Below are 25,043 nucleotides of genomic sequence, written 5' to 3'. Positions count from 1 at the left end.
TCCTACCGAGGGGGTGGACACCGGACGCCCTCGCGACCGTCAGTCCTTCGATCGCGCCACCATGTTCAACGTCATCCGGCTGGGGACGACCTTCACCCGGGAGGTGTGCACGATCTCGCCGGAGCGGTCGAGAGCACGCTTGCGGATGACGATGAGCGGATCGTGCTCGGGGCGCGCGAGCCACTCCGCTGTCTGCGCGTTCGTGAACCCCACGTCGATCTCGCGGTACATCTCCGAGAACTCCACGCCGTAGACGTCGCGGAGCACCTGGTAGGTGGAGGTGTCGTCGCGGATGTGCCGGTCGAATTCGGGGAAGCGGGTGAGGGAGTACCGGCTGTCGTCGATGGACAGCGGGATGTCGTCGAGGGCGAAGACGCGCACGAGACGGAACACCGGGTCGCCCACCTGCACGCCGAGACGGCGCGCGCGCTTCTCGTCGGCGGGGACGGTCTCGGCGCGCATGATGCGACGGGACTTGACGCCGTCGGCGACGACCGTGTCGGCGAATCCGCCCAGCGTCATGGCTCCGATCACTTCGCGGCGCGGCGCCACGAACGTGCCGCGGCCCTGCTGCCGTCGCACGATGCCGAGGCTCTCCAGATCGGCGACCGCGCGACGCACCGTGATGCGACTGACGCCGAAGCGTTCGCACAGCTCCGGCTCGGACGGCAACCGCTCCCCTTCGCCGTAGGTGCCCGCGTCGATCTCGCGCAGGAGCAGCCCGCGGACCTGCTCGTGCAGCGGCGTCGATCCCACCCCCGGCGACAGCTGAGTCACGTCGAAGCCCTCCTCTCCGGCGCCGGATAGTGGCGCAGCATCTGCGCTCGCGCGTCGTCCCCGGCATGCACAGGGTATCCGAAGGCACCGCGCAGGGTGCAGGCGAGCGCCCCGCTCGTCGCGGCGACGTCGAGGCAGTCGCCGAGGTCGGCGCCGGCCGCCCGCGCCGCGAGGAACCCGGTGAGGAACGCGTCGCCCGCGCCGAGGGCGTCGACCGCGGTGACCGGGCGGATGCCGGTGCGATGCACGGACTGCGCGTCGAAGGCGAGGGATCCGCGGGCGCCCAGGGTGACCACGGCCGACCCGATGCCGCAGCGCACGGCGTAGCGGCCCAGTTCCTCGACCTCGGCATCGGAGAGTCCGCCCCCGGAGAAGAAGCCGACGTCGACGTGCGGTGCCGTGCTGCGGATCACCTCGGGTGACGCGTCGTCGGAGTAGTCGAACGACACCCGCGTCCCGCGCTCGGCGATGGCGGGCAGCTCGGGCTCCAGCGACGAGTACACCGACGTGTGCACGCGGGCGAAGCGGGCGAGATACTCGTGGTCGACCTCGCTCAGCCGCAGCCGCAGCTCGGATTGCACCCCGCCGCGGTTGGAGGCCACGAACCGCCGGTCGCCGTCGTCGTCGAGGGCGACGAACGCCATCCCGTTGGCGCCGTGCACACGACGGACCCGGGCGGCGTCGACGCCGATCTCGTCGAGCACGCCGCGCACGTGGTCGGCGAACCGGTCGTCGCCCATGATGCCCACGAACGCGGCACTTCCCCCGAAGAACAGCCGGCTGTAGGCGGCGACGTTCAGGGCGTTGCCCCCGGGATAGGCGAGGTCCTCGTGCAGGTAGCAGTCGAGAACGTTGTCACCCACGCCGACGAGCGAGGGCGGGGGCACCGCGGCGAGCGCGGTGCGGAGGTCATCCACGTCCATGGTCATCCCTTCACGCTCCCCGCCGCGACGCCCGCCACGAAGTAGCGCTGCAGTGCGAGGAACACCACCACGATCGGGAGGGCGGCGATCGTCAATCCTGCCAGCAGCACCCCCCATTCGGTCGACAGCGAGTCCCGGAACGACATCAGCCCGGCGGGAATGGTGCGCAGCGCATCGGCGTCGATGTAGACGATCGCGAAGAGGAACTCGTTCCAGGCGAAGTAGCCCGTCAGCACGGCGGCCGTGGTGAGCACCGAGGCGCTCAGCGGGAGGTAGACGTGGCGGAAGACGCCGAACGAGCGGCAGCCGTCGATGGTCGCGGCGTCCTCCAGCTCGCGCGGGATCCCGAGGAACACCGACCGGATGAGGAGGATCGCCATCGGCAGCCGGAACGCCACGTAGGGCAGGATCATCGCCCAGGAGGTGTTCAGCAGGCCCATCGCGTCCAGCAGCCGGTACAGCGGGATCAGGCTCACCTGCGGTGCGACGACCAGGCCGCCCATGGCGACGATCAGCACGATGTTCGCGATCCGGCTCGACAGTCGCACCATGCCGTACGCGCACAGTGCCGCGATCGCCACCGTGGCCACCGTCGAGACGATCGTGACGACGACCGAGTTCACGAAGTAGTCGGAGATGCCGCGGTCCCAGGCGGCCGCGTAGTTCTGCACGAGCCAGACCGACGGCAGTCCCCAGGGGTCGGTGAAGATCTCGGACGACGACTTGAACGACGAGATGACCATCCACAGCAGCGGGTAGGCGATCACGACGGCGTAGATCACGAGGACGAGGTGGACGGGAACCTGGCGGAGACGTTCCGCCGGACGGAGCCGGGTGCCGCTCATCTCAGTCCCTCCCGCTTCGGAACGACACCATCTGCACGACCGACAGCACGAGGGTGATCACGAAGATCAGGCTGGCGATGGCCGAGGCGTAGCCCATCTGGTTCTGGAAGAAGCCCTGGTTGTACATGTAGGTCGCCAGCACCTGGGTGGTGTTGCCCGGGCCTCCCTTGGTGAGGATGTAGGGCTCGTTGAAGACCGTGAAGGCCCCAGAGACGGTGAGGATCATGGCGACGAAGATCATCTCCTTGGCCTGCGGCACGGTGATGCTGAAGAACTGGCGGATGCGGCCGGCGCCGTCGAGCGACGCCGCCTCGTAGTACTCCTCGGGGATCTGCTGCAGCGCCACGACGTAGAGCATGCAGACGTAGCCGATGCTCTGCCACTGCGAGACGCCGATGACCGCCCCCATGGCCGTGTCGACGTCGGCGAGCCACGCGGTCTGCAGGCCGCCGAGCCCGACGGCTTCCAGCAGGGCGTTGAGCAGTCCGCCGCGGGCGTTGTAGACGAACGTGAACAGCAGCGCGATCACCGTCATGGAGATGACGGCGGGGAGGAAGTAGACGCTCCGCAGGAACGCGCCCATGCGCGGTCCCAGCAGCCGGGTGAGCCAGGCCGCGATCACGAGAGCGCCCAGCACCTGGCACACGATCGACACGACCGCGTACAGGATGTTGTTGCCCAGAGCGGTCGCGATCACGGGGTCCGACAGCAGGCGGGCGAAGTTGTCGAGGCCGACGAAGCGCATCTCACCGGCGCCGGCGCTGAAGGAGAAGAAGCCGAAGGCCGCGTTGGCGACCAGCGGGTAGTACACGAACACCCCGATCAGGATGATCGCGGGAAGCACGTAGAGCAGGTTCGACCAGGCTCGGGATCGTGTTCTCATCACGGTGTCTCTTCCGAAGTGGGAGGGGCCGCCGACGGCGGGCGACGGCGGCCCCGAGGCGGATCAGGAGGCGTCGCGCACCCGCGTCGCCGCCTCCTGCACGGCGGCCATGACGCCCTCCGGGGTCTGCTGGCCGCTGAGCATCAGCTGCGTCTCGGACAGGTACGCCTGCACGATCTGCGGATCGTAGGCGTTGTCGAGCCAGGTGGTCATCGCCGAGGCGTCGACGATCCCCTGCGCGAGCTCCTGGGAGATCTCGGGCACGTCCGCCTCCTCCACGGCACCCTTCACCGGGCTCAGCTCCCCCGCCCGCTCGGCGTAGGCGATGCCGCTCTGCTTGCTGAGCAGGAACTCCAGGAAGCGCTGCGCCTCCTCCGGGTGCTTCGTGGTCCTCGAGATCGCGAAGCCCTCCGGTGCCCCCGTCAACTCCTCCGGGTCGCCCTTGCCTCCCTCGACGGCCGGGAAGTTGAACGTGCCGTACTCGAACTGCGCGTCGCCGAAGTACCCCACCTCGGCGCTCTGCATGTACATGATGGGCGCCTCCCCCGCGATCCACGCGTTGCGCGCGATCTCGTGCCCGACGGCGGTGAGGTCGTCGTTCATGTACTCCGCCAGCTCCTGGAACCTCTCCAGAGCGGTCACGTACCCGGGGTCGGTGAACTCGCCGGTGGCGGGATCCTGATCCGCGGCGAAGACCTCCGGGTCGACCACGCGCTGGTTGAGCGTGCCCACGTAGTGCGCGATCGTCCACTGCTCCTGCGCGCCGTACTCGATGGGGGTCATCCCCGCGTCCTGGATCTCCTCCAGCACGTCGATGAACTCGTCCCACGTCGTCGGCGGCTCGAGCCCCAGCTCCTCGAAGACGTCCTTGTTGTAGAAGAACAGCTTCGACTGCATCCCCACAGGCAGACCGTAGGAGGTGCCGTCGACCTCGAAGGCCTCGAGCTGGCTCGGGTAGAAGCTGTCACGGAACGCGGTGTCCTCTTCGAGCCACGGCCCCAGGTCGAGCAGCGCGTCGTTGGCGACGAGCTCATCGACGAACGATCCGCTCCACGTGAAGAGCACGTCCGGGGCGTTCGCGGAGCCGGCGACGACCTTGACCTTGTCCTTGTAGGCGTCGTTGAGCACGCTCTCGACGGAGACGGTGATGTCGGGGTTCTCCTTCTCGAACTCCGCCACCATGTCGCTGTAGTACGAGTTTTTCGGCTCGTTCGGCCAGCGGTGGAAGAAGCTGATCTCCACCTGGCCGTCCGCGGCCTCGCTCTCGCCTCCGGCGCACGAGGCCAGGGGGACGACGAGGGCGACGGCGGCCGCAGCCGCCACGCCGATCCGGGTTGACGTTCGCATCATTGCGATCCTTTCGTTCCTAGTACTCCATGCGCCACATGTAGCGGCGCACGCTGAGGGGGTGACCACGGTGGTCGGCGAGCGCGTCCGCGTAGGCGCGCAGCACGATGTTGAAGAGCAGGTGGGCGAAGACGCCACGGACCTCGGGGGCGACGACGTCCAGGCCGAACTCCTGCGCGTCGAGCACCAGCACCCGCTTCGAGTGCTTCGTGACGAAGTCGACGGCGCGCTGCTCCACGGCGCGGGTCTCGTCGAGGCCGAGCAGCGCGATGAAGGGCACGTCCTCCTCGGTGATCTCGAACGGGCCGTGGAAGTACTCGCCGGCGTGGATCGCGGCGGAGTGCACCCACTGCATCTCCTGCAGCAGGCAGATGGCGAAGGAGTAGGCCGAGCCGAAGTTAGATCCCGCGGCCATGGTGTAGATCAGCGGCTCGCGGCGGGAGGCGTAGCCCCAGGCATCGGCGGCGGCGGCGTGCGCCTCGCGGGCTGCGGGAACGAGCGAGGGCAACTGGGCCACGGCGTCGTCGACGGCGGTCGCGATACCCGCCTGCTCGCGGTCGTCGAGGATGCCGGCGGCGAGGCGCAGGAGGAGCGCCGGCCCGACGTGGGCCTCGCTCTTGCCCTCGCCGTGCTGGTAGGCCACGACATGCTCCGCGGCCTCGGCCAACGGGGAGGCGGGGTCGAACGTGAAGGCGACGGTGAGGGCGCCGCGCTCGCGGGCGTGACGGGCGGCTTCGACCGTCTCCGGGGTGGTGCCCGAGTGCGAGCAGAGGAGGACGAGGGTGTCCGCGTCGACGCGGGACGAGGCGCGCGAGGTGAACTCGGCGGCGTTCAGGGCGGTCGCCTCGAGCCGGACGGCCTTCGTTCCGAAGAGGTACTCGATGGGCTGCATGACGGCGTAGGAGCCGCCGCAGGCGGTGAGCACGACGCGCGAGATGGTGTCCCGGGTCGCGATCGCCTGGCGAGCCGCAGCGAGCTGGTTCTCGATGGCGGCGGAGTCGACGAACAGAGCGGTGGCAGACAAGATGGTCCCTTCTGATGACCGGTAGCAAACATCATGACTTGTTATATGACGTCATGTGATGACTGACGTTAGCGAGAGACCGGTCGGCTTGTAAAGAGGTCTGCGGAAAATGGGTCGCAGAAAACCTCCCGGCGACGAAGGACCCTGTCGGCGCGGGTCAGGAGCCGGCGAGCGGAAAGCGCGGAATCAGGCGCGACGACGGCCGCGGACGGCCTTGATCGCCATCTGCACCGCGATCACCACGAGGTACGCGGCGAACAGGATGTTGCCCACGGAGGGGTTGACGATCGTCGCGAGCCACGCGCCGAGCGCGGTCGTCGTGCACGCCGAGACACCGATGAGCGCGGCGGCGAGCAGGTCGACGTTCCGGTTGCGGAGGTTGCCGACGGTGCCGGAGATCGCGGTCGGGATCATCATCAGCAGCGACGTGCCCTTGGCGACCAGGTCGCTGGTGCCGAACGCGAGCATGAGCACCGGTACCACGATCACACCGCCGCCGACGCCGATGAGTCCGGCGAGGATGCCGGTGCCCACGCCGACGCCGACCAGGGCGATACCGGTGAGCCAGGTCAGCTCGAACACGGCGTCACGCGAGGGGATCACCAGGAACAGGCTCACGATCACCACGACCAGGAAGCCCACGAAGCCCCAGCGCAGCGCGGTCTGCGAGATGCGCGGGAGCAGGCGCGTGCCGATCTGCGCGCCCACCACGGCGCCCGCGGCGAGGATCAGGGCCGGGATCCATGCCACCGATCCGGTGGTGGCGTACGAGATGACACCGACGCTGGCGGTCGGCACGATCGCGGCCAGCGAGGTGCCGGCCGCGAGCCGCTGGTCGAAGTGCAGCAGGAGCACCAGGAGCGGGACGATGACCGTGCCGCCGCCGACGCCGAACAGGCCGGAGAGGAGACCGGCGAGCAGGCCGATGCCGATGAATGCCGTGTAGGCGCGAGGCCCGCGTCTCAGGGCCTGCGCGTCAGTCACCGGACCAGCCTACTCCCGGCCCCTCCCCTGCTCGAACCCGCGGCTCTCACACCTCGGAGTCGGCCTTCACCGGCACCGCGATCGACGCCGTGAGCGCCTGCTCGTACCGCCGCTGCCGACGCCGCAGCCACAGCCCGCCCGCGATCAGCAGCGCGAGCACGGCGTAGGCGACGGCCGCGAACGGCTGCGCGACGAGCGTCGTCAGGTCGCCCTGGCTCAACTGAAGTGCGCGACGCAGCTGCTCCTCGCCCATCGGCCCGAGGATCATGCCCACCACGAGCGGCGCCACGGGGAACCCGTACCGGCGGAGGAAGTACCCCAGCACACCGATGATGAGCAGGATCAGGATGTCGACGACCGCGAAGTTCAGCGCATAGGCACCGAACGCGGCGAAGAGCAGGATGCCCGCGTAGAGGTACGGCCGAGGGATCTGCAGCAGCTTCACCCACATGCCCACGAGCGGCAGGTTGAGCACGAGCAGGATGACGTTGCCGATGTACAGGCTCGCCACCAGCGCCCACACCAGGTCGGACTGTCCCGTGAACAGCAGCGGGCCTGGCTGCAGGCCGTACGTCTGGAACGCGGTCAGGATGATCGCCGCGGTCGCGGTGGTCGGCAGGCCGAGCGTCAGCAGCGGCACGAGCACTCCGGCCGCTGCCGCGTTGTTCGCCGACTCCGGCCCAGCCACCCCCTCGATGGCGCCACGCCCGAACTCGTCCTTGCGGCGGGAGAGCTTCCGCTCCGTCGCGTACGACAGGAAGGTCGCGACATCGGCACCGCCCGCCGGGATCGTCCCGATCGGGAACCCGATGGCGGTGCCGCGCAGCCACGGCTTCCACGACCGCCGCCAGTCGTCCTTCGTCATCCAGCTCCGCCACCCGCGCGCCACCGGGATCACGTCGACCGCGCCGTGGCGCAGACGGGCGGCGACGTAGAGCGTCTCCCCCACGGCGAACAGGCCCACCGCCACCAGCACCACGTCGATGCCGTCCGCGAGCGGCAGCAGGCCGAGCGTGTAGCGCTGCTGCCCGGACAGCCAGTCGGTGCCGACCAGCCCGAGGAACAGCCCGACGCCGAGCGACAGCAGGCCCCGCGGCACCGAGGAGCCCATGAGCGTGCCGACCGTGACGAACGCGACGACGATCAGCGCCACGTAGTCCGCCGGTCCGAGGTTCACGGCGAACTGCGCCAGCACCGGCGCCAGCAGCGTGAGGCCGATCGTCGCGAGCGTGCCGGCGACGAACGAGCCGATCGCCGCGGTCGCGAGGGCCGCGGCGCCCCGGCCGAGCTTGGCCATCCTGTTGCCCTCGATCGCGGTGACGATCGAGGCGGACTCCCCGGGAGTGTTGAGGAGGATGCTCGTGGTCGATCCGCCGTACATGCCGCCGTAGTAGATGCCGGCGAAGGTGATCAGGGCCGCGGCCGGCTCCAGCGTGTAGGTGAGCGGCAGGAGGAGGGCCACCGTCATGGCGGGGCCGATACCCGGGAGCACGCCCACTGCCGTGCCGATCAGCACGCCGAAGAACGCGAACACGAGGTACTGGGGCTGCAGCGCGGTCGCGAAGCCCTCCAGGAGCAGGGTCCAGCTGTCCATCAGAGCATCCTCCCCAGCCAGCCGAGCGCCGGCCCCCAGGGGAGCGACAGCCCGAGCAGTCCGCCGAACACGATCTGCACCACGAGCGCGATGGCCGCACCGACCAGCAGGGCCACCCACCATCGGCGTGCTCCGAGCGCCCAGGCGACACCGCCGAACAGCAGCGCCGCGGCGGGCGCCCACCCGAGCGGCTCGATCAGCAGCAGGTGCGCCACCACGAGCGCCACGATCTTCACGAGCGCGAGCCAGTCCGTCGGGAGCGCCTGGTCGATGTCCTCGCCGTCCTCCGGGACGCCGCGGTGACCGCGGAGGATGCTCACGACCACGGCCACCGCCGACCCGAGCAGCAGCACCGACACGAACAGGGGGAACACGGTCGGACCCACCTGGGCCCCGGCAGGGACGTGGATGGAGAACACGCCGACGAGGGCGAACACACCGAGCGCGACCATGAGGAGGGCGAAGACGAGCTCGCCCCGCGGCAGGGACCCGAGCGAGCCCACGGACCGGCGTGTGCCGGTCTGCAGGCCCGAGGGTCCGGGAGACCCGGTCGACATGTCAGCCGACCAGCCCGATGTTCTGCAGCGTCGTGGTGACCTCGCCGATGTTGCCGGTGAGGAACTCGTCGAACTCCGCACCGGTGAGGAACGCGTCGGCCCACCCGCGGGTCTCCAGCTCGTCCTTCCAGGCGTCCGACTCCTCCAGCTCGGACACGATGCGCTCCAGCTCCGCGCGCTCGGCGTCGTCGATGCCCCCCGGGGCGATCACGCCGCGCCAATTGGTGAGCACCACGTCGTAGCCGGCGTCGGTGATGGTGTCCACGTCGGGCAGCTGCGCGACGGGCTCGTCGGACGACACCGCGAGCGCCTTCATCGTCCCCGCCTCGATGTGCTGCAGGAACTCGCCGACGCCCGAGATGCCCGCGGCGACCTTGCCGCCGAGGATCAGCGACGTCGCCTCGCCGCCGCCGGAGTTGGGCGTGTAGTTGAGCTTCTCCGCGATCTCCCCGCCGTCCAGGCCCGCCTCCTCCAGCAGGAGCCCGGCCAGGATGTGGTCGGCCCCGCCCGCCGAACCGCCGGTGATGGTCACGGCCTGTCCGCGGTCGACGACGTCCTCCACCAGGTCCTCGAGCGTGTCGTACTCCGACTCCGCGGGCACGACCACCACGAGCGGCTCGTCGGTGAGGCGGGCGATCGGGGTCATGTCCTCGATGCGGACCGCGGACGCGTTGGTCTCGACCGCTCCGACCATGACCAGTCCCATCACCATGAGCGTCGCCGGGTCCTTCTCGTTGGCGAGCTGCGCGAGGCCGACGGTCCCCCCGGCGCCTCCGACGTTCGTGACCGGGGCGGAGCCGACGATCCCCTCCTCCGTGAGCAGCTGCGACATCGCGCGGCCGGTCTGGTCCCACCCGCCGCCCGGGTCGGCGGGCACCACGATGTTCAGGTCGGTGATGGCGACGGCTTCCCCGTCTCCGTCCGAGCTCCCGGCGTCTCCCCCACCCGAGGAGCACGCGGTGAGAGCGAGGGCGGTGGCGGCGACCGCGGCGGTCAGGGTGGCGATGCGGACGTACTTCATGGCGCTCCTCCTTGAGCGTTCGAGTGCAATCCGTCCACCATCGAGGCGTGGATGCGGCCGCTCAAGCTTCCGAAACCATTGGTCGCGTTCCGTAAGTATTGGTCGCGAACGCCGGTCCGCGCGGCTCGCGCCCTGGTTCGACAGCCGGGAGAATGAGCGGGTGGCCTCGAAGATGACGCTCCGGATGCAGCTGCTCGCGCTGCAGGCGCTGATCGTGTTCCTGGTGACCCTCGCCACGGGGATCGCCGCCGGGGCGTTCCAGGAGAACGCGCTCCGCGAGGCCTACAAGGATCGCATGCAGGCCGTCGCGCAGTCCGTGGCCGCGCTGCCCGTGGTGCTCGACGCGTTCGACGACGATGATCCCTCCGCCGCGATCCAGCCGGTCGCGGAGGTGATCAGGGAGGCGTCCGACCTCGCGTACGTGGTGGTCGCCAACGACGAGGGCATCCGTTACTCGCACCCGAACCCGGAGCGCATCGGCGAACGGGTCTCGACCGATCCGTCGATCCCGCTCGGCGGCGATATCTACGTGGGAACGCAGACCGGCACGCTGGGCACCTCCTGGCGCGTGAAGGTGCCGATCCGGGATGAGGACGGCGCCGTGATCGGCACGGCATCGGTGGGCATCCTGGAGTCGGAGCTCAGTGAGGAGTTCACCGCCAACCTGGTGTGGCTGATCTCCGCCATGCTCGCCGCTGCCGTGCTGGGCGTGTTCGGAGCGGCATGGGTGACCTCGGTGATCCGGCGCCGCATCTACCGCTTGGAGCCCCATCAGATCGCGGCACTCGTGAAGAACCAGGAGACCACGCTGCACGGGCTCAGCGAGGGCGTGGTCACGGTCGACGGCTCCGGGCGCATCACGCTCGCGAACGACGCGGCCGCCCGTTTCCTCGGACGAGACGCGGGCGACCTCGACGGTGCCGTAGCGGCCGACGTCCTGGGCGAGGAGCTCACGACGGTGCTGCGTGAGGGCGAGGCCGCGGGCCGCCCGGTGATCGTGGGGTCGCACGTGCTCGTCGCCCGCAGCACCGCGAGCCGCGACGACGAGGCCGACCGCGGCGCGACCCTGCTGCTGCGCGATCACACCGAGCTGCACGACGTGGTGCAGCGCGTGGAGGCGGCAGACGCCATCATCGCGTTCCGCGAGCGGTTCGGCCTGCCGAAGGGCCTGAGCGCGGAGACGCTCCACCGCGTGTCCACCGCACTCGCCGCCCGTCCGGACGCCTCAGCGGCGGAGCTGGGCGCCGACCTCGATATCTCCCGCGTGAGCGCCCGCCGCTACCTGGAGCATCTGGCCGCCACCGGGCAGGCGGTGCGCTCGCTCGACTACAGCACGAAGGGTCGACCGGGGGCGCGGTACCGCAGCACCGACGGCCGCTGACGACCCCCGGAGACGACGAAGCCCGCCACCCCCAAGGGGGCGGCGGGCTTCGTGGCGTTCGAGTGTTACTCGGACTTCTTCTCGACAGCGTCCTCGGCGGCGGCCTCAGCGGCCTCGCCCTCGGCCTGCGACTCGGCGCCGGCCTCGGCGGCGGTGTCCTCGGCCGGGGTCTCCTCGGCCGGAGCCTCGGTGGTCTCCTCGGCGGCGGGGGTCTCCTCGGCGGCGGGCTTCTCGGCCTTCGGCGCGGCAGCAGCCTTCTTGGTCGACTTCGCCTTCGGGGTGACGGGCTCGAGGACGAGCTCGATCACGGCCATCGGAGCGTTGTCGCCCTTACGGTTGCCGACCTTGGTGATGCGCGTGTAGCCACCCTCGCGGTCCGCGACGAGCGGAGCGATCTCGTTGAACAGGACGTGCACGACTTCCTTGTCACCGATGACCGACAGCACGCGACGGCGTGCGTGCAGGTCTCCGCGCTTGGCGAAGGTGATCAGGCGCTCGGCGAGCGGACGCAGGCGCTTGGCCTTGGTCTCGGTCGTCTTGATCGACTTGTGGGTGTACAGCGCGGCAGCCAGGTTGGCAAGCAGCAGGCGCTCGTGGGCGGGGCCGCCTCCGAGGCGGGGACCCTTCGTGGGCTTGGGCATAATCGTCTAACTCCTGGTCAGGAAAGGTCGGGTATCAGAAGGACTCGTCTTCGCTGCCGCCGTAGAAGTGGGCGCCGTCGAAACCGGGCACCGAATCCTTGAGCGACAGACCGAGCGAGATGAGCTTGTCGCGCACCTCGTCGACCGACTTCTGGCCGAAATTGCGGATGTTCATGAGCTGCGTCTCCGAGAGGGCGACGAGCTCCGAAACGGTGTTGATGCCCTCACGCTTCAGGCAGTTGTACGAGCGGACCGACAGGTCGAGGTCCTCGATCGGCATCGACAGCTCGTTGGAGTTCACAGCCTCCACGGGCGCCGGGCCGATCTCGATGCCCTCGGCCTCGACGTTCAGCTCGCGGGCGAGACCGAACAGCTCGGTGAGCGTCTTGGCGGCCGAGGCGACGGCGTCGCGCGGGCTGATCGCCGACTTGGTCTCGACGTCGAGGACGAGCTTGTCGAAGTCGGTGCGCTCACCGGCACGGGTGGCGTCGACGCGGTAGCTGACCTTGAGGACCGGCGAGTAGATCGAGTCGATCGGGATCTGGCCCGCCTCGGCGTACTCGTTGCGGTTCTGCGTCGCCGAGACGTAGCCACGACCGCGCTCGATCGTCAGCTCGAGCTCGAACTTGGCGGTGTCGTTGAGCGTGGCGATGACGAGCTCGGGGTTGTGCACCTCGACACCGGCCGGAGCCGAGATGTCGGCGGCGGTCACTTCACCGGCACCGGTCTTGCGCAGGTAGGCCGTGATGGGCTCGTCGCGCTCGCTGGAGACGACCAGCTGCTTGATGTTGAGGATGATCTCGGTGACATCCTCCTTCACGCCGGGGATGGTGCTGAACTCGTGCAGCACGCCGTCGATACGGACGCTGGTGACAGCGGCGCCGGGGATCGACGACAGCAGGCTGCGGCGCAGCGCGTTGCCGATCGTGTAGCCGAAGCCGGGCTCCAGAGGCTCGATGATGAACCGGCTCCGGTTCTCGACGATCTTTTCCTCGGTCAGTGTGGGACGCTGTGCAATAAGCACTCTGTGTTCCTTTCGATCACATGCCCGCTATATGACATGTGGTGGGGTGAGGTCTTGAGTTGTGGAAGTCGATGCCCGCGCGGGGCGCCGAGCCGCTCGGCTCCGGAGAGACGAGCGGCTCGGTGCACGCATCAGACGCGGCGACGCTTCGGCGGGCGGCAGCCGTTGTGCGCCTGCGGGGTGACGTCCTGGATCGAGCCCACCTCGAGGCCGGCGGCCTGCAGCGAGCGGATCGCGGTCTCGCGGCCGGAGCCCGGACCCTTCACGAAGACGTCGACCTTCTTGACGCCGTGCTCCTGCGCCTGGCGGGCGGCCGACTCGGCGGCCATGCCTGCGGCGTACGGGGTCGACTTGCGGGAGCCCTTGAAGCCCACGCCACCCGACGACGCCCAGCTGATGACAGCGCCGGACGGGTCGGTGATCGAAACGATGGTGTTGTTGAACGTCGACTTGATGTGGGCCTGGCCCAGCGCGATGTTCTTCTTCTCCTTGCGGCGCGGCTTGCGCGCGGCGGCCTTGGGTGCAGCCATGAAAGTGTTCTCCTAGTCCCTGGCCGCTGCTTAGCGGGCCTTCTTCTTGCCGGCGACGGTGCGCTTCGGGCCCTTGCGGGTACGGGCGTTGGTCTTGGTGCGCTGGCCGCGGACCGGGAGGCCACGACGGTGGCGCAGGCCCTCGTAGGAGCCGATCTCGACCTTGCGGCGGATGTCTGCGGCGACCTCGCGGCGAAGGTCACCCTCCACCTTGTAGTTGCCTTCGATGTAGTCGCGGAGGGCGACGAGCTGGTCGTCGCTGAGGTCCTTCACGCGGATGCTCTCGTCGATGTCGGTCGCCTTGAGGATCTCGACCGAGCGGGTACGGCCGACGCCGTAGATGTAGGTAAGGGCGATCACCACGCGCTTGTCGCGCGGGATGTCAACGCCGGCAAGACGTGCCATGCGGTTCTCCTGGGTGTTGTGGAGGTGTGGAGCAGGATCGGTGCCCGGGCCTCCGCCCCGAGGTGTCCCCCGCTGTCGCGGGTTCTGATCCTGCCGTGTCGTATTGAGTTATGAGATTGCGAGAGCGGTGCTCACGCAGCGGTGGGCACTCAGCCCTGGCGCTGCTTGTGACGCGGGTTGCTCTTGCAGATCACCATGACGCGGCCGTGGCGGCGGATCACCTTGCAGTGGTCGCAGATCGGCTTGACGCTGGGGTTGACCTTCATGTTGTTTCCTGTTCGCTGTCTTCACCGGGCAGGCGGAATGCCTGGGGTGTTACTTCTCGACCGATCAGCGGTAGCGGTAGACGATGCGGCCGCGGGTCAGATCGTAGGGGCTGAGCTCCACGACGACACGATCCTCGGGGATGATGCGGATGTAGTTCTGCCGCATCTTTCCGGAGATCGTCGCCAGGACCTTGTGTCCGTTGGTGAGCTCAACGCGGAACATCGCGTTGGGCAGAGCCTCGGAGATCACGCCTTCGATCTCGATGACACCGTCTTTCTTAGCCATAGCCTCGCTGACGCTTCTGCAGACCGGTCGATCTGCGGTGGATGGGTGGGGGTGACGCCTGTCCGATCGGACACGCCGAACGCATGGCACAAGGCACCAAAGATCTATGTTATCCGACGATGCCCCGTCCGGCAACTTGGCCGGACGGGGCATCGGGGTGGATCACACTCAGCTCAGGAGGTCGGTGAGCTTCTTCATGTCGGCCTGATTCTGCAGGTCGAGCCGCTCGCCGTTGATCTCCACGGTCGGGGTGCCCTTGATGTCGTTCTTCTTCGCCTGGGCGGCGCCGAACTTGCGATAGGTCTCGTCGGTGATGCACGAGACGACGGCGTCGTCCGCACCCACCTGCTTCGCGAACTCGGCCAGCTGGTCGGTGGTCAGACCCGCGGTGTTCTCCGTCGGCTGGTTCTCGAACAGCACCTTCGCGTAGTCGAAGTAGAGGTCGGCGTCGGACTCCGCGACGCAGAACGCCGCCCCGGCCGAACGCGACGAGTACTCGGTGCCCTGCGAGAAGCGGTCGAGGATCGCGATGGGGTGGTTCACGAGCGTGATCTCCCCGCTCGCCGCCTTCTCCTCCAGCTGCGCACCGAACTGGTCCTCGAAGGCCTTGCACGCCGGGCACTGGAAGTCGAGGAACACCGCGACGGTGTCCTTGCCGTCGCCCTTGCTGATCGAACCGGCCTCGGGGTCGAAGTTCTTGCTGGCGCTCGGCACGGCTCCCGGCGACGTGGCCTGGTTGTTGAGGAACACCACGAGTCCACCGATCGCGACCAGGACCACGACGACGGCGATGGAGATGCCGATCGCGAACCAGTTGGTGTTGCTCTTCGCCGCTGCCATTACTTTCCGATCTCTCGAGGCTCGACCCCGAACGGGGCGAGTCCGGCTCTTCCGCCATCGGGCGCGGTGAGCACCCATATGCCACCATCATGTCGGGCGACGCTATGTTCCCAATGTGAGCCGTCAGTGCCGTCGACCGTGGTCACGGTCCAGTCGTCGTCCTCGATGAACGTGGCCTCGCCGCCGGCGGTGACCATCGGCTCGATCGCCAGCACGAGCCCGGGCTTCACGTCGGCGCCGCGGTCGGGCGTGCGGTAGTTGAACACGCTCGGGGCCTCGTGCATCTTGCGGCCGATCCCGTGGCCGACGTACTCGCGGAGGATGCCGTACGGCTCCCCCGACACCACCGACGGCCCTTGCGCCTCGATGTAGTCCTGGATCGCGGCGCCGATCTCGTCGATCGAGGTCGCGGTGGCCATCGCGGCGATGCCCGCCCACATCGACCCCTCGGTCACGCGCGAGAGCTCCTCGCGACGGGCCACGAGCTCCGGACGCTCCGCGTCGGGGACGACGACCGTGATCGCGCTGTCGCCGTTCCATCCCTCGTACTGGGCGCCGCAGTCCACCGACACGATGTCGCCGGGCTCGAGCACGCGCTCCCCCGGGATGCCGTGGACCACCTGCTCGTTCACCGACACGCAGATCGTGTGGTGATAGCCGCGCACGAGCTGGAAGTTCGACTCGGCCCCGCGCTGGCGGATCGCGCGGTTGGCTGCGGCGTCGAGCTCGATGGTCTTCACGCCCGCCCTGATGAGGGGACGGACGGCATCGAGTGCCGCGGCCGTGATCAGCCCGGGCTCGACCATGGCGCGCAACTGCGCCGGGGTCTTGTAGATCGAGCGGCGGAACATCTCAGGCTGCGGAGGCCGCGGAGCGCAGACCCCTCGCGGAGAGTGCTGCAGCGATGCGCTCGGTGATCTCCTCGAGCGAGCCGACGCCGTCGATGCGGTCGACGATCCCGCGCGCGCTGTAGACCTCGATGATCGGGGCCGTCTCGTTCTCGTAGATGTCCAGGCGGTGTGCGATGGCCTCGTCCGTGTCGTCCGAGCGCCCCTGCTCCGCGGCACGGAGCGCGAGACGCGCGATGCTCTCCTCGCGCGGGACGTCGAGCAGGATCACGGCGTCGAGCGCCTCCCCCCGGCCCTCCAGGAACGCGTCGAGGTGCTCGACCTGAGCCGTGTTCCGGGGGTAGCCGTCGAGCAGGAAGCCGTTCGCGGCATCCTCCTGGCTCAGCCGGTCGCGCACGATCTCGCTCGTCAGCTCGTCCGGCACGAGGTCGCCCTTGTCGAGGATGGCCGTGACCTGCTGGCCGAGTGCCGTCCCCTCCTTGATGTTCGCGCGGAAGATGTCTCCGGTCGAGACGACCGGGATGCCGTAGGTCTCGGCGATGCGCACACCCTGCGTGCCCTTGCCGGAACCCTGCGGACCGACGATGAGAAGACGTGCGGATGCTGTCATCGGAGAAGCCCTTCGTAGTGTCGCTGCTGCAGCTGGGCGTCGATCTGCTTGACCGTCTCCAGTCCGACGCCGACGATGATGAGGATCGACGCGCCACCGAACGGGAAGTTCTGGTTGGCACCGACCGTGGCGAGGGCGATCAGCGGGATCAGCGCGATCAGACCCAGGTAGAGCGAGCCGGGCAGCGTGATGCGGGTGAGCACGTAGTCGAGGTACTCGGCCGTCGGGCGACCCGCGCGGATGCCGGGGATGAAGCCGCCGTACTTCTTCATGTTGTCGGCGACCTCGACCGGGTTGAACGTGATCGCGACGTAGAAGTAGGTGAACCCGATGATCAGCAGGAAGTAGGCGATCATGTAGATCGGGCTGTTGCCGCTCGTGAAGTTCGCCGTGACCCAGCTCACCCAGGCGGGCGGCGTCGAGCCGTCCTGCGGGGTGTTGAACTGCGCGATCAGCGCGGGGATGTACAGCAGCGACGACGCGAAGATCACGGGGATCACACCCGCCATGTTCACCTTGATCGGGATGTACGTGTTCGTGCCGCCGTACGTGCGCCGGCCCACCATCCGCTTGGCGTACTGCACCGGGATGCGGCGCTGCGACTGTTCGACGAACACCACCAGGCCCATCACGATGATGCCGACCACGAGCACGAGCAGGAAGATCTCGAAGCCCTTCGTCTGCCAGATGATGCTCATGGCGCCCGGGAAGGTGGCGGCGATCGAGGTGAAGATCAGCAGCGACATGCCGTTGCCGATGCCGCGCTCGGTCACGAGCTCCGCGAACCACATGATGAGGCCGGTACCGGCGGTCATCGCCATGATGATGAGCAGCTGCGCCCACCACACGTCGTTCGTGAGCAGCTGCTGGCAGGCCGCGATGTCGGTCGCGCCGAACAGCTGACCGCTGCGGGCGACCGTGACGAGCGTCGTCGACTGCAGCAGCGCGAGCGCGATCGTGAGGTACCGCGTGTACTGGGTCAGCTTCGCCTGTCCGGCCTGACCCTCCTTGTGCAGCGCCTCGAAGTGCGGGATGACGACGCGGAGGAGCTGCGTGATGATCGTCGCGGTGATGTACGGCATCACGCCGAGGGCGAAGATCGACAGCTGCAGCAGCGCGCCGCCGGAGAAGAGGTTGACCAGTCCGAGCAGACCCTCGGTGCCGGTGTTGGCCGCGAGGCACTCCTCGACGTTCGGGAAGTTCACGAACGGCGCGGGGACGTTCGAGCCGAGTCGGTAGATCGCGATGATGGCGAGCGTGAAACCGATCTTCCGACGCAGGTCGGGCGTGCGGAAGATCCGCGCGATGGCGCTAAACAAGGACGTTCCTCCTGAAAAGGTTGCCGATCCCTGAAGGACGGCTGAAAGACCAGGGTAACTCACTCCGAGGTCTGCGATTGCGGCGTCGCCGCCTGCCCGCCTGCCGAATCAGAAGAGGGGCCGGAGAATCTCCGACCCCTCTTCTGCGGTGGTTACTTGACGGATCCGCCCGCAGCCACGATCTTCTGCTCGGCGGAACCCGAGACCTTGTCGACCGCGACGGTGAGCTTCACGGCGATGTCGCCGTTGCCGAGAACCTTGACCTTCTCGTTCTTGCGGACCGCTCCCTTGGCCACCAGGTCGCTGACGGTCACGTCGCCGCCCTGGGGGTAGAGCTCCGCGAGCTTCTCCAGGTTGACGACCTGGTACTCGACGCGGAACGGGTTCTTGAACCCGCGCAGCTTCGGGGTGCGCATGTGCAGCGGCATCTGCCCACCCTCGAAGCCGACGCGCACGGTGTTGCGGGCCTTCGTGCCCTTCGTGCCGCGACCGGCGGTCTTGCCCTTCGAGCCCTCACCGCGACCCACACGGGTCTTGGCGGTGTTGGCGCCGGGGACAGGACGCAGGTGGTGCACCTTGAGCACGCCGGGGCGGGACGCGGGAGCGTCCTTCTTCGGCGCGGCCTTCTTCGCAGCCGGCTTCGCGGCGGCGTCGGCCTTCGCGTCGGAGGCGGCCGTCTTGGCCGGCGCCTTCTTCGCAGCGGGCTTCTTCTCAGCAGCAGCCTTGGGAGCGGCAGCCTTCTTCGGGGCCTTCTCGGCCTCGACGGCGGCGTCGTTCTTCTCAGCCATTAGTCGATCTCCTCAACCTTGACGAGGTGGGCGACGGTCTTGACGTAGCCGCGCGTCTGCGCGTCGTCGGGGCGGACGGTGCTGTCACCGATCCGCTTCAGACCGAGGCTGCGCAGCGTGTCGCGCTGGTTCTGCTTCTCGCTCACCTTGGACTTGATCTGCGTGACCTTGAGTCGCGCGGCCATCAGGCACCTACCTTCTGTGCGGCGATGGCCTCGGCCTCGGCGCGGACGAGACGCGCCGGGGCGACCTGGTCGAACTCGAGACCACGACGTGCGGCGACGGCGCGGGGCTCCTCGAGCTCCTTCAGGGCGGTGACCGTCGCGTGCACGATGTTGATCGTGTTCGACGAGCCGAGCGACTTGGACAGCACGTCGTGGATACCAGCGCACTCGAGCACGGCGCGGACCGGACCACCGGCGATCACACCGGTACCGGCAGCGGCCGGACGCAGCAGCACGACACCGGCGGCCGACTCACCCTGCACGGGGTGCGGGATGGTGCTGCCGACGCGGGGCACGCGGAAGAAGTTGCGCTTGGCCTCTTCGACACCCTTCGAGATCGCCAGGGGGACCTCGCGGGCCTTGCCGTAGCCGACGCCCACCAGACCGTTGCCGTCACCGACGACCACGAGAGCGGTGAAGCTGAAGCGACGACCACCCTTCACGACCTTCGAGACGCGGTTGATGGTGACGACGCGCTCCAGGAACTGGTTGTCGCCGCGGTCGCGCGAGTTGCGGTCGCGGCCGCCCTGGTTGCGGTCACGTCCGCCGCGGCGGCCGTCCCGCTGGTCACGAGTCGGCTCAGCCTGCGTGGTGCCGGCGGCCGTCTCGGAAGTGGCAGCTGCCGCTTCGGTCACTTCGTTCTCCTTGTTGTCACTCACAGTGCCAGACCCCCTTCACGGGCGCCGTCGGCGATGGCGGCGACACGACCCGCGTAGCGGTTGCCGCCACGGTCGAACACAGCCTCGGAAACGCCGGCAGCCTTCGCACGCTCGGCGAGCAGCTCGCCGACCTTGCGAGCCTTGGCGGTCTTGTCGCCCTCGAGCGAGCGCAGGTCGGTCTCGAGCGTCGATGCCGACGCGACCGTGTGACCCTTGCTGTCGTCGACGAGCTGCACGAAGACGTGACGCGCCGAACGGTTGACGACGAGACGCGGACGCGCCTCGGTGCCCACGATCTTCTTGCGAAGACGGGCGTGACGACGCGCGCGGGCGTCGGACTTCGACTTCACAGCCATGGTTACTTACCAGCCTTTCCGGCCTTGCGACGCACGACCTCGCCGGCGTAGCGCACACCCTTGCCCTTGTACGGCTCGGGCTTGCGGATCTTGCGGATGTTCGCAGCCGCCTCACCGACGGCCTGCTTGTCGATCCCGCTGACGGTGAGCTTGTTCGTGCCCTCGACCGTGAGCGTGATGCCGGCGGGCGGGTCGATCAGGACCGGGTGCGAGAAGCCGAGGGCGAACTCGACCGAGCTGCCCTTCTGCTGCACGCGGTAGCCGGTGCCGACGACCTCGAGACCCTTGGAGTAGCCCTGGGTCACGCCGATGATGTTGTTGTTGATGAGCGTGCGGGTCAGGCCGTGAAGCGACCGGGACTCGCGCTCGTCGTCGGGGCGGGTGACGAGAACCTGGTTCTCCTCGACCGACACCTCGATGGGGCTGGCCACCGTGAGGGTGAGCTCACCCTTGGGGCCCTTCACCGCGACCTCACGGCCGTCGACCGAAACGGTCACGCCCGCGGGAACGTCGATGGGAAGTCGTCCAATACGCGACATTTCGGATTACCACACGTAGGCGAGAACTTCTCCGCCCACGCCCTTCTGCTCAGCCTGGCGGTCCGTGAGGAGACCGGAGGAGGTGGACAGGATGGCCACGCCGAGGCCGCCGAGGACCGTGGGGATCTCGGTGGACTTCGCGTACACGCGAAGGCCGGGCTTCGACACGCGCTTGATGCCCGCGATGGAGCGCTCGCGGTTCGGGCCGTACTTCAGCGTCAGCGTGAGGTTCTTGCCCACGCGCGCGTCGGACGTCTCCCAACCGGCGATGTAGCCCTCCTGCTGGAGGATTTCCGCGATGTGCGTCTTGAGCTTGCTCGACGGCAGGGTCACGGAGTCGTGGTGCGCCGAGTTCGCGTTGCGCAGACGGGTCAGCATGTCTGCGACCGGGTCTGTCATTGTCATGGTTGTCTACTTTCGTTCATGAGGTTCCGGCTGCCGTTACACGACAGACGGCCTGCGATGAGCACGCAATCTTCAATTGTACGTGCACATCGACGGGCTCAGTGACACGAGACCACTGAGCCCGTCGACGGTGTTACGCCTGAGCGTCGTCCGCGCGGAACGGGAAGCCGAGGTGACGCAGAAGCGCGCGGCCCTCGTCGTCCGTCTTCGCCGAGGTCACGACGGTGATGTCGAAGCCCCGGACGCGGTCGATCTTGTCCTGATCGATCTCGTGGAACACGCTCTGCTCCTGGAGACCGAACGTGTAGTTGCCGTTGCCGTCGAACTGCTTGGCCGACAGACCGCGGAAGTCGCGGATGCGGGGCAGAGCGAGCGACACCAGACGGTCCACGAACTCCCACGCGCGGTCACCGCGGAGGGTGACGTGCGCGCCGATGGCCTGTCCCTCACGCAGCTTGAACTGCGCGATCGACTTGCGAGCCTTCGTGACGATCGGCTTCTGACCGGTGATGCGGGTGAGGTCCTCGACCGCACCATCGATCACCTTGCTGTCGCGAGCCGCCTCGCCGACACCGGTGTTCACGACCACCTTGACCAGGCCGGGGATCTGCATGACGTTCGAGTAGCCGAACTCGTCCTGCAGAGCCTTCTTGATCTCGGCGTTGTACTTCGCCTTCAGGCGGGGCTGGATCTTGCCAGCCACCGCAGCGTCGGTCGTTGCCATCAGAGGTCCTTACCGCTCTTCTTCGCGTACCGCACGCGGACGGTGCGCTTGACGCCGTCCTTGGTCTGCTCCTCAACCCGGTGGCCGACCTTGGTCGGCTTCTTGGTCGAGGGGTCGACGAGTGCGACGTTCGAGATGTGGATGGGCGCCTCGACGGTCTCGAGGCCACCCGTCTTGGTGCCACGCTGCGTCTGACCGACGCGCGTGTGCTTGGTGACGTAGTTGACGCCCTCGACGACGACACGGTTCTGCTCGACGAGGATGTCGAGCACCTTGCCCTGCTTGCCGCGGTCGCCACCACGCTCGGGCTTGGCGCCCGAGATGACCTGAACCAGGTCGCCCTTCTTGATCTTCGCCATGATCAGATGACCTCCGGTGCCAGCGAGACGATCTTCATGAACTTCTTGTCGCGAAGCTCACGGCCGACCGGGCCGAAGATACGGGTGCCGCGGGGCTCCCCGTCGTTCTTCAGGATGACGGCGGCGTTCTCGTCGAACTTGATGTAGGAGCCGTCCGGACGACGGACCTCCTTCTTGGTGCGGACGATGACCGCCTTGACGACGTCGCCCTTCTTGACGTTGCCACCGGGGATCGCGTCCTTGACGGTCGCGACGATGGTGTCGCCCAGGCCCGCGTAGCGGCGGCGCGAACCACCGAGAACGCGGATCGTGAGCAGCTCCTTGGCGCCGGTGTTGTCGGCGACCTTGAGTCGGGACTCCTGCTGAATCACTTGGCCTTCTCCAGAATCTCCACCAGGCGCCAGCGCTTCGTGGCGCTCAGCGGGCGGGTCTCGTTGATCAGGACCAGGTCGCCGATGCCGGCGGTGTTCGCCTCATCGTGCGCCTTGACCTTCGACGTGCGGCGGATGACCTTGCCGTAAAGCGGGTGCTTCACGCGGTCCTCCACCTCGACGACGATGGTCTTGTCCATCTTGTCGCTGACGACGTAGCCGCGACGGGCCTTGCGGTACCCGCGGGCGTCCGCGTCGCGCACGTCGTGAGCGGCGTGCTCAACCTCGACGGCAGCTTCCTTCTTGGTGGCCATCACTCAGCCTCTTCCTTCACGGCGTCGTCGGCGGCGTCCGCCTTCTTCGCCTTCGACTTGGTCGCCTTCTTCGCGGGAGCCTCGACCGGAGCGGGCGTCGCACGGATGCCCAGCTCACGCTCGCGGATCACGGTGTACAGGCGCGCGATGTCGCGCTTGACGGCGCGGATGCGGCCGTGGCTCTCCAGCTGGCCGGTGGCCGACTGGAAACGGAGGTTGAACAGCTCCTCCTTGGCCTTGCGCAGCTCCTCAACGAGGCGCTGGTCTTCGAACGTGTCGAGCTCTGCCGGAGCGAGCTCCTTGGTGCCGATCGCCATTACGCGTCGCCCTCCTCGCGCTTGATGATGCGTGCCTTGAGCGGCAGCTTGTGGATTGCACGGGTCAGTGCCTCGCGAGCGAGCTGCTCGTCGACACCCGCGACCTCGAAGAGGACGCGGCCCGGCTTGACGTTGGCGACCCACCACTCGGGGGAACCCTTACCGGAACCCATGCGGGTCTCGGCCGGCTTCTTCGTGAGCGGACGGTCCGGGTAGATGTTGATCCACACCTTGCCGCCACGCTTGATGTGACGGGTCATCGCGATACGAGCGGACTCGATCTGACGGTTCGTCACGTACGCGGGCGTGAGGGCCTGGATGCCGAACTCGCCGAAGGAGACCTTCGTGCCGCCGGTGGCCTGACCCGAGCGACCCGGGTGGTGCTGCTTGCGGTACTTGACCTTACGGGGGATGAGCATTATGCCGAAGCTCCTTCTGCAACAGGTGCCTCGTTGCGCGGGGCACGGCGGCGGTCACCACGGTCGTCGCGGCGCGACTTCGGCGCGTTGGCCTGCTCGCGTGCGAGCTCCTTGGCGGTGAGGTCGCCCTTGTAGATCCACACCTTCACGCCGATGCGGCCGAAGGTGGTCTTGGCCTCGTAGAAGCCGTAGTCGATGTTCGCGCGCAGCGTGTGCAGCGGCACACGACCCTCGCGGTAGAACTCCGAGCGGCTCATCTCAGCGCCGCCGAGACGGCCCGAGACCTGGATGCGGATGCCCTTGGCGCCGGCGCGCTGAGCGCCCTGCAGACCCTTGCGCATCGCGCGACGGAACGCCACACGAGCAGAGAGCTGCTCGGCGATGCCCTGCGCGACCAGCTGAGCGTCGGCCTCGGGGTTCTTGACCTCGAGGATGTTCAGCTGGATCTGCTTGCCCGTGAGCTTCTCGAGGTCGCCGCGGATGCGCTCGGCCTCTGCACCACGACGACCGATCACGATGCCCGGACGGGCGGTGTGGATGTCGACGCGGACGCGGTCACGGGTGCGCTCGATCTCGATGTTCGAGACGCCGGCGCGGTCGAGCTGCGTCTGCAGCAGGCGACGGATCTTGATGTCCTCGGCCACGTAGTCGGCGTAACGCTGACCCGGCTTCGTCGAGTCGGAGAACCAGCGCGACACGTGGTCCGTGGTGATGCCGAGGCGGAAGCCGTACGGGTTGACCTTCTGTCCCATTACTTGCTCGCCTTCTTGTTGCTGTCGCCGGCCGCGGCAGGAGCCGCCTCCGGCGTCGAGAGCACGACCGTGATGTGGCTCGTGCGCTTCTTGATCTGGAAAGCGCGACCCTGTGCACGGGGCTGGAAACGCTTGAGCGTCGTGCCCTCGTCCACGTACGCGTTCTTCACGTACAGGTCCTGCTCGTCGAGGTACTCGCCGTCACGATCCGCCTTGACCTGCGCGTTGGCCATGGCCGACGCGACAAGCTTGTAGATCGGCTCACTGGCGCTCTGCTGCGCGAACTTCAAGATCGCGAGAGCTTCCTGGGCCTGCCTGCCCTTGATGAGCGCGACGACACGACGAGCCTTCTGAGGGGTCACGCGGATGTGTCGCACGCGTGCGATGGACTCCACCATTTCTCTCTCCTCTATCGTCCCCGCGTCAGCGGCGACGGCCCTTCTTGTCGTCCTTCTCGTGGCCGCGGAAGGTGCGGGTGGGCGCGAACTCGCCCAGCTTGTGACCGACCATGGTCTCGGACACGAACACGGGGATGTGCTTGCGTCCGTCGTGGACCGCGATCGTGTGACCCAGCATGGCCGGGATGATCATGGACCGACGGGACCAGGTCTTGATGACGTTCTTGGTGCCGGCTTCGTTCTGCACGACCACCTTGCGAAGCAGGTGCTCGTCGACGAAGGGGCCCTTCTTAAGACTGCGAGGCATCTTCTC

Annotated in this window: 36 protein-coding genes; 1 reads left to right on the top strand and 35 read right to left on the bottom strand. The window is 68.0% G+C overall.

Annotation, left to right across the window (positions count from 1 at the left end; all coding sequences use genetic code 11):
- Positions 1 to 39 precede the first annotated feature (39 nt).
- The 10 genes from ACFV3I_RS16280 to ACFV3I_RS16235 form a co-directional block, all read right to left on the bottom strand.
- The gene (locus ACFV3I_RS16280; RefSeq protein WP_136028931.1) at positions 40 to 777 is read right to left on the bottom strand and encodes a GntR family transcriptional regulator; all 738 of its coding nucleotides are present in this window, start codon (positions 775 to 777) and stop codon (positions 40 to 42) included.
- A complete protein-coding gene (locus ACFV3I_RS16275; RefSeq protein ID WP_378823628.1) occupies positions 774 to 1,706 on the bottom strand; it encodes a PfkB family carbohydrate kinase in 933 nt (310 codons plus the stop codon). Before ACFV3I_RS16275 ends, ACFV3I_RS16280 begins: the two co-directional genes overlap by 4 nt.
- Positions 1,703 to 2,545 (bottom strand): carbohydrate ABC transporter permease, encoded by an 843-nt coding sequence (locus ACFV3I_RS16270; RefSeq protein ID WP_247982076.1) that lies wholly within the window; start codon positions 2,543 to 2,545, stop codon positions 1,703 to 1,705. The genes ACFV3I_RS16275 and ACFV3I_RS16270 overlap by 4 nt, the downstream gene beginning before the upstream one ends.
- A gap of 1 nt (position 2,546) precedes the next feature.
- A complete protein-coding gene (locus tag ACFV3I_RS16265) occupies positions 2,547 to 3,428 on the bottom strand; it encodes a carbohydrate ABC transporter permease (protein ID WP_136028925.1) in 882 nt (293 codons plus the stop codon).
- Between the two features lie 63 nt (positions 3,429 to 3,491).
- Positions 3,492 to 4,778 carry an extracellular solute-binding protein gene (locus tag ACFV3I_RS16260; protein ID WP_378823626.1) on the bottom strand — a complete coding sequence of 429 codons (1,287 nt, stop codon included), beginning with the start codon at positions 4,776 to 4,778 and terminating at the stop codon, positions 3,492 to 3,494.
- 16 nt (positions 4,779 to 4,794) lie between these two features.
- On the bottom strand, positions 4,795 to 5,799 hold the full coding sequence (locus ACFV3I_RS16255) for an SIS domain-containing protein (protein ID WP_136028921.1): 1,005 nt from the start codon (positions 5,797 to 5,799) through the stop codon (positions 4,795 to 4,797).
- 186 nt (positions 5,800 to 5,985) lie between these two features.
- Positions 5,986 to 6,783, bottom strand: a complete 798-nt coding sequence (locus ACFV3I_RS16250; protein ID WP_136028919.1) for a sulfite exporter TauE/SafE family protein — start codon at positions 6,781 to 6,783, stop codon at positions 5,986 to 5,988.
- Positions 6,784 to 6,829: 46 nt separating this feature from the next.
- Positions 6,830 to 8,377, bottom strand: a complete 1,548-nt coding sequence (locus ACFV3I_RS16245) for a tripartite tricarboxylate transporter permease (RefSeq protein WP_378823624.1) — start codon at positions 8,375 to 8,377, stop codon at positions 6,830 to 6,832.
- Positions 8,377 to 8,934 (bottom strand): tripartite tricarboxylate transporter TctB family protein, encoded by a 558-nt coding sequence (locus tag ACFV3I_RS16240; RefSeq protein WP_136028915.1) that lies wholly within the window; start codon positions 8,932 to 8,934, stop codon positions 8,377 to 8,379. The genes ACFV3I_RS16245 and ACFV3I_RS16240 overlap by 1 nt, the downstream gene beginning before the upstream one ends.
- Before the next feature lies 1 nt (position 8,935).
- Complete coding sequence (locus ACFV3I_RS16235; protein WP_378823621.1) at positions 8,936 to 9,955, bottom strand: Bug family tripartite tricarboxylate transporter substrate binding protein; 1,020 nt, start codon at positions 9,953 to 9,955, stop codon at positions 8,936 to 8,938.
- A gap of 160 nt (positions 9,956 to 10,115) precedes the next feature.
- On the opposite strand from ACFV3I_RS16235, the gene ACFV3I_RS16230 reads away from it, so the two are divergent.
- On the top strand, positions 10,116 to 11,336 hold the full coding sequence (locus ACFV3I_RS16230; protein ID WP_378823620.1) for a PAS domain-containing protein: 1,221 nt from the start codon (positions 10,116 to 10,118) through the stop codon (positions 11,334 to 11,336).
- A gap of 65 nt (positions 11,337 to 11,401) precedes the next feature.
- On the opposite strand, the gene rplQ is transcribed toward ACFV3I_RS16230, so the two are convergent.
- From rplQ to rpsS, 25 genes are all read right to left on the bottom strand, one after another.
- Complete coding sequence (gene rplQ, locus ACFV3I_RS16225) at positions 11,402 to 11,977, bottom strand: 50S ribosomal protein L17 (RefSeq protein WP_136045901.1); 576 nt, start codon at positions 11,975 to 11,977, stop codon at positions 11,402 to 11,404.
- A gap of 34 nt (positions 11,978 to 12,011) precedes the next feature.
- Positions 12,012 to 13,001 carry a DNA-directed RNA polymerase subunit alpha gene (locus ACFV3I_RS16220; protein ID WP_136028906.1) on the bottom strand — a complete coding sequence of 330 codons (990 nt, stop codon included), beginning with the start codon at positions 12,999 to 13,001 and terminating at the stop codon, positions 12,012 to 12,014.
- A gap of 131 nt (positions 13,002 to 13,132) precedes the next feature.
- Positions 13,133 to 13,531 carry a 30S ribosomal protein S11 gene (rpsK, locus tag ACFV3I_RS16215; RefSeq protein ID WP_045249905.1) on the bottom strand — a complete coding sequence of 133 codons (399 nt, stop codon included), beginning with the start codon at positions 13,529 to 13,531 and terminating at the stop codon, positions 13,133 to 13,135.
- 30 nt (positions 13,532 to 13,561) lie between these two features.
- Positions 13,562 to 13,936 (bottom strand): 30S ribosomal protein S13, encoded by a 375-nt coding sequence (rpsM, locus tag ACFV3I_RS16210; RefSeq protein ID WP_062632862.1) that lies wholly within the window; start codon positions 13,934 to 13,936, stop codon positions 13,562 to 13,564.
- 149 nt (positions 13,937 to 14,085) lie between these two features.
- On the bottom strand, positions 14,086 to 14,202 hold the full coding sequence (gene rpmJ, locus ACFV3I_RS16205) for a 50S ribosomal protein L36 (RefSeq protein ID WP_005050492.1): 117 nt from the start codon (positions 14,200 to 14,202) through the stop codon (positions 14,086 to 14,088).
- A gap of 64 nt (positions 14,203 to 14,266) precedes the next feature.
- Positions 14,267 to 14,488 (bottom strand): translation initiation factor IF-1, encoded by a 222-nt coding sequence (gene infA, locus ACFV3I_RS16200; protein WP_028496510.1) that lies wholly within the window; start codon positions 14,486 to 14,488, stop codon positions 14,267 to 14,269.
- Between the two features lie 168 nt (positions 14,489 to 14,656).
- Positions 14,657 to 15,328: a DsbA family protein gene (locus ACFV3I_RS16195; RefSeq protein WP_378823618.1), complete on the bottom strand. Its 672-nt coding sequence runs from the start codon at positions 15,326 to 15,328 to the stop codon at positions 14,657 to 14,659.
- Entirely contained in the window at positions 15,328 to 16,179 is an 852-nt protein-coding gene (map, locus tag ACFV3I_RS16190; RefSeq protein WP_136035978.1) for a type I methionyl aminopeptidase, read from the bottom strand. Before map ends, ACFV3I_RS16195 begins: the two co-directional genes overlap by 1 nt.
- A gap of 1 nt (position 16,180) precedes the next feature.
- Positions 16,181 to 16,786 carry an adenylate kinase gene (locus ACFV3I_RS16185; RefSeq protein WP_136035977.1) on the bottom strand — a complete coding sequence of 202 codons (606 nt, stop codon included), beginning with the start codon at positions 16,784 to 16,786 and terminating at the stop codon, positions 16,181 to 16,183.
- A complete protein-coding gene (gene secY, locus ACFV3I_RS16180; protein WP_136028899.1) occupies positions 16,783 to 18,105 on the bottom strand; it encodes a preprotein translocase subunit SecY in 1,323 nt (440 codons plus the stop codon). The genes ACFV3I_RS16185 and secY overlap by 4 nt, the downstream gene beginning before the upstream one ends.
- A 152-nt stretch (positions 18,106 to 18,257) precedes the next feature.
- Positions 18,258 to 18,893, bottom strand: coding sequence for a 50S ribosomal protein L15 (gene rplO, locus ACFV3I_RS16175; protein WP_136028896.1), 636 nt, complete (start codon positions 18,891 to 18,893; stop codon positions 18,258 to 18,260).
- Positions 18,893 to 19,078 carry a 50S ribosomal protein L30 gene (gene rpmD, locus ACFV3I_RS16170; RefSeq protein ID WP_067121122.1) on the bottom strand — a complete coding sequence of 62 codons (186 nt, stop codon included), beginning with the start codon at positions 19,076 to 19,078 and terminating at the stop codon, positions 18,893 to 18,895. The genes rplO and rpmD overlap by 1 nt, the downstream gene beginning before the upstream one ends.
- On the bottom strand, positions 19,078 to 19,752 hold the full coding sequence (gene rpsE, locus ACFV3I_RS16165; protein ID WP_200838869.1) for a 30S ribosomal protein S5: 675 nt from the start codon (positions 19,750 to 19,752) through the stop codon (positions 19,078 to 19,080). The genes rpmD and rpsE overlap by 1 nt, the downstream gene beginning before the upstream one ends.
- A 20-nt stretch (positions 19,753 to 19,772) precedes the next feature.
- Positions 19,773 to 20,132: a 50S ribosomal protein L18 gene (rplR, locus tag ACFV3I_RS16160; protein WP_136028894.1), complete on the bottom strand. Its 360-nt coding sequence runs from the start codon at positions 20,130 to 20,132 to the stop codon at positions 19,773 to 19,775.
- Between the two features lie 2 nt (positions 20,133 to 20,134).
- The gene (gene rplF, locus ACFV3I_RS16155; RefSeq protein WP_136028892.1) at positions 20,135 to 20,671 is read right to left on the bottom strand and encodes a 50S ribosomal protein L6; all 537 of its coding nucleotides are present in this window, start codon (positions 20,669 to 20,671) and stop codon (positions 20,135 to 20,137) included.
- Positions 20,672 to 20,677: 6 nt separating this feature from the next.
- The gene (gene rpsH / locus ACFV3I_RS16150) at positions 20,678 to 21,076 is read right to left on the bottom strand and encodes a 30S ribosomal protein S8 (protein ID WP_136028890.1); all 399 of its coding nucleotides are present in this window, start codon (positions 21,074 to 21,076) and stop codon (positions 20,678 to 20,680) included.
- 133 nt (positions 21,077 to 21,209) lie between these two features.
- Entirely contained in the window at positions 21,210 to 21,800 is a 591-nt protein-coding gene (gene rplE / locus ACFV3I_RS16145) for a 50S ribosomal protein L5 (RefSeq protein ID WP_136028887.1), read from the bottom strand.
- Positions 21,800 to 22,159 (bottom strand): 50S ribosomal protein L24, encoded by a 360-nt coding sequence (gene rplX / locus ACFV3I_RS16140; protein ID WP_136028885.1) that lies wholly within the window; start codon positions 22,157 to 22,159, stop codon positions 21,800 to 21,802. Before rplX ends, rplE begins: the two co-directional genes overlap by 1 nt.
- A 2-nt stretch (positions 22,160 to 22,161) precedes the next feature.
- Positions 22,162 to 22,530, bottom strand: coding sequence for a 50S ribosomal protein L14 (gene rplN / locus ACFV3I_RS16135; protein WP_102191664.1), 369 nt, complete (start codon positions 22,528 to 22,530; stop codon positions 22,162 to 22,164).
- Positions 22,527 to 22,844, bottom strand: coding sequence for a 30S ribosomal protein S17 (gene rpsQ, locus ACFV3I_RS16130; protein ID WP_136028883.1), 318 nt, complete (start codon positions 22,842 to 22,844; stop codon positions 22,527 to 22,529). The genes rplN and rpsQ overlap by 4 nt, the downstream gene beginning before the upstream one ends.
- On the bottom strand, positions 22,844 to 23,161 hold the full coding sequence (gene rpmC / locus ACFV3I_RS16125; protein ID WP_067121112.1) for a 50S ribosomal protein L29: 318 nt from the start codon (positions 23,159 to 23,161) through the stop codon (positions 22,844 to 22,846). The genes rpsQ and rpmC overlap by 1 nt, the downstream gene beginning before the upstream one ends.
- On the bottom strand, positions 23,161 to 23,580 hold the full coding sequence (rplP, locus tag ACFV3I_RS16120; RefSeq protein WP_025102402.1) for a 50S ribosomal protein L16: 420 nt from the start codon (positions 23,578 to 23,580) through the stop codon (positions 23,161 to 23,163). Before rplP ends, rpmC begins: the two co-directional genes overlap by 1 nt.
- A complete protein-coding gene (rpsC, locus tag ACFV3I_RS16115) occupies positions 23,580 to 24,332 on the bottom strand; it encodes a 30S ribosomal protein S3 (RefSeq protein WP_025102403.1) in 753 nt (250 codons plus the stop codon). The genes rplP and rpsC overlap by 1 nt, the downstream gene beginning before the upstream one ends.
- Entirely contained in the window at positions 24,332 to 24,730 is a 399-nt protein-coding gene (rplV, locus tag ACFV3I_RS16110; RefSeq protein ID WP_378823615.1) for a 50S ribosomal protein L22, read from the bottom strand. Before rplV ends, rpsC begins: the two co-directional genes overlap by 1 nt.
- A 25-nt stretch (positions 24,731 to 24,755) precedes the next feature.
- Positions 24,756 to 25,037 carry a 30S ribosomal protein S19 gene (gene rpsS, locus ACFV3I_RS16105; protein WP_017201589.1) on the bottom strand — a complete coding sequence of 94 codons (282 nt, stop codon included), beginning with the start codon at positions 25,035 to 25,037 and terminating at the stop codon, positions 24,756 to 24,758.
- Positions 25,038 to 25,043 lie beyond the last annotated feature (6 nt).

Origin of the sequence: Microbacterium sp. NPDC059771 (assembly GCF_042732495.1) — a bacterium.
In the GTDB taxonomy this organism is placed as follows: Bacteria; Actinomycetota; Actinomycetes; order Actinomycetales; family Microbacteriaceae; genus Microbacterium; species Microbacterium sufflavum.
This window is presented reverse-complemented; position numbering and strand designations above follow the sequence as displayed.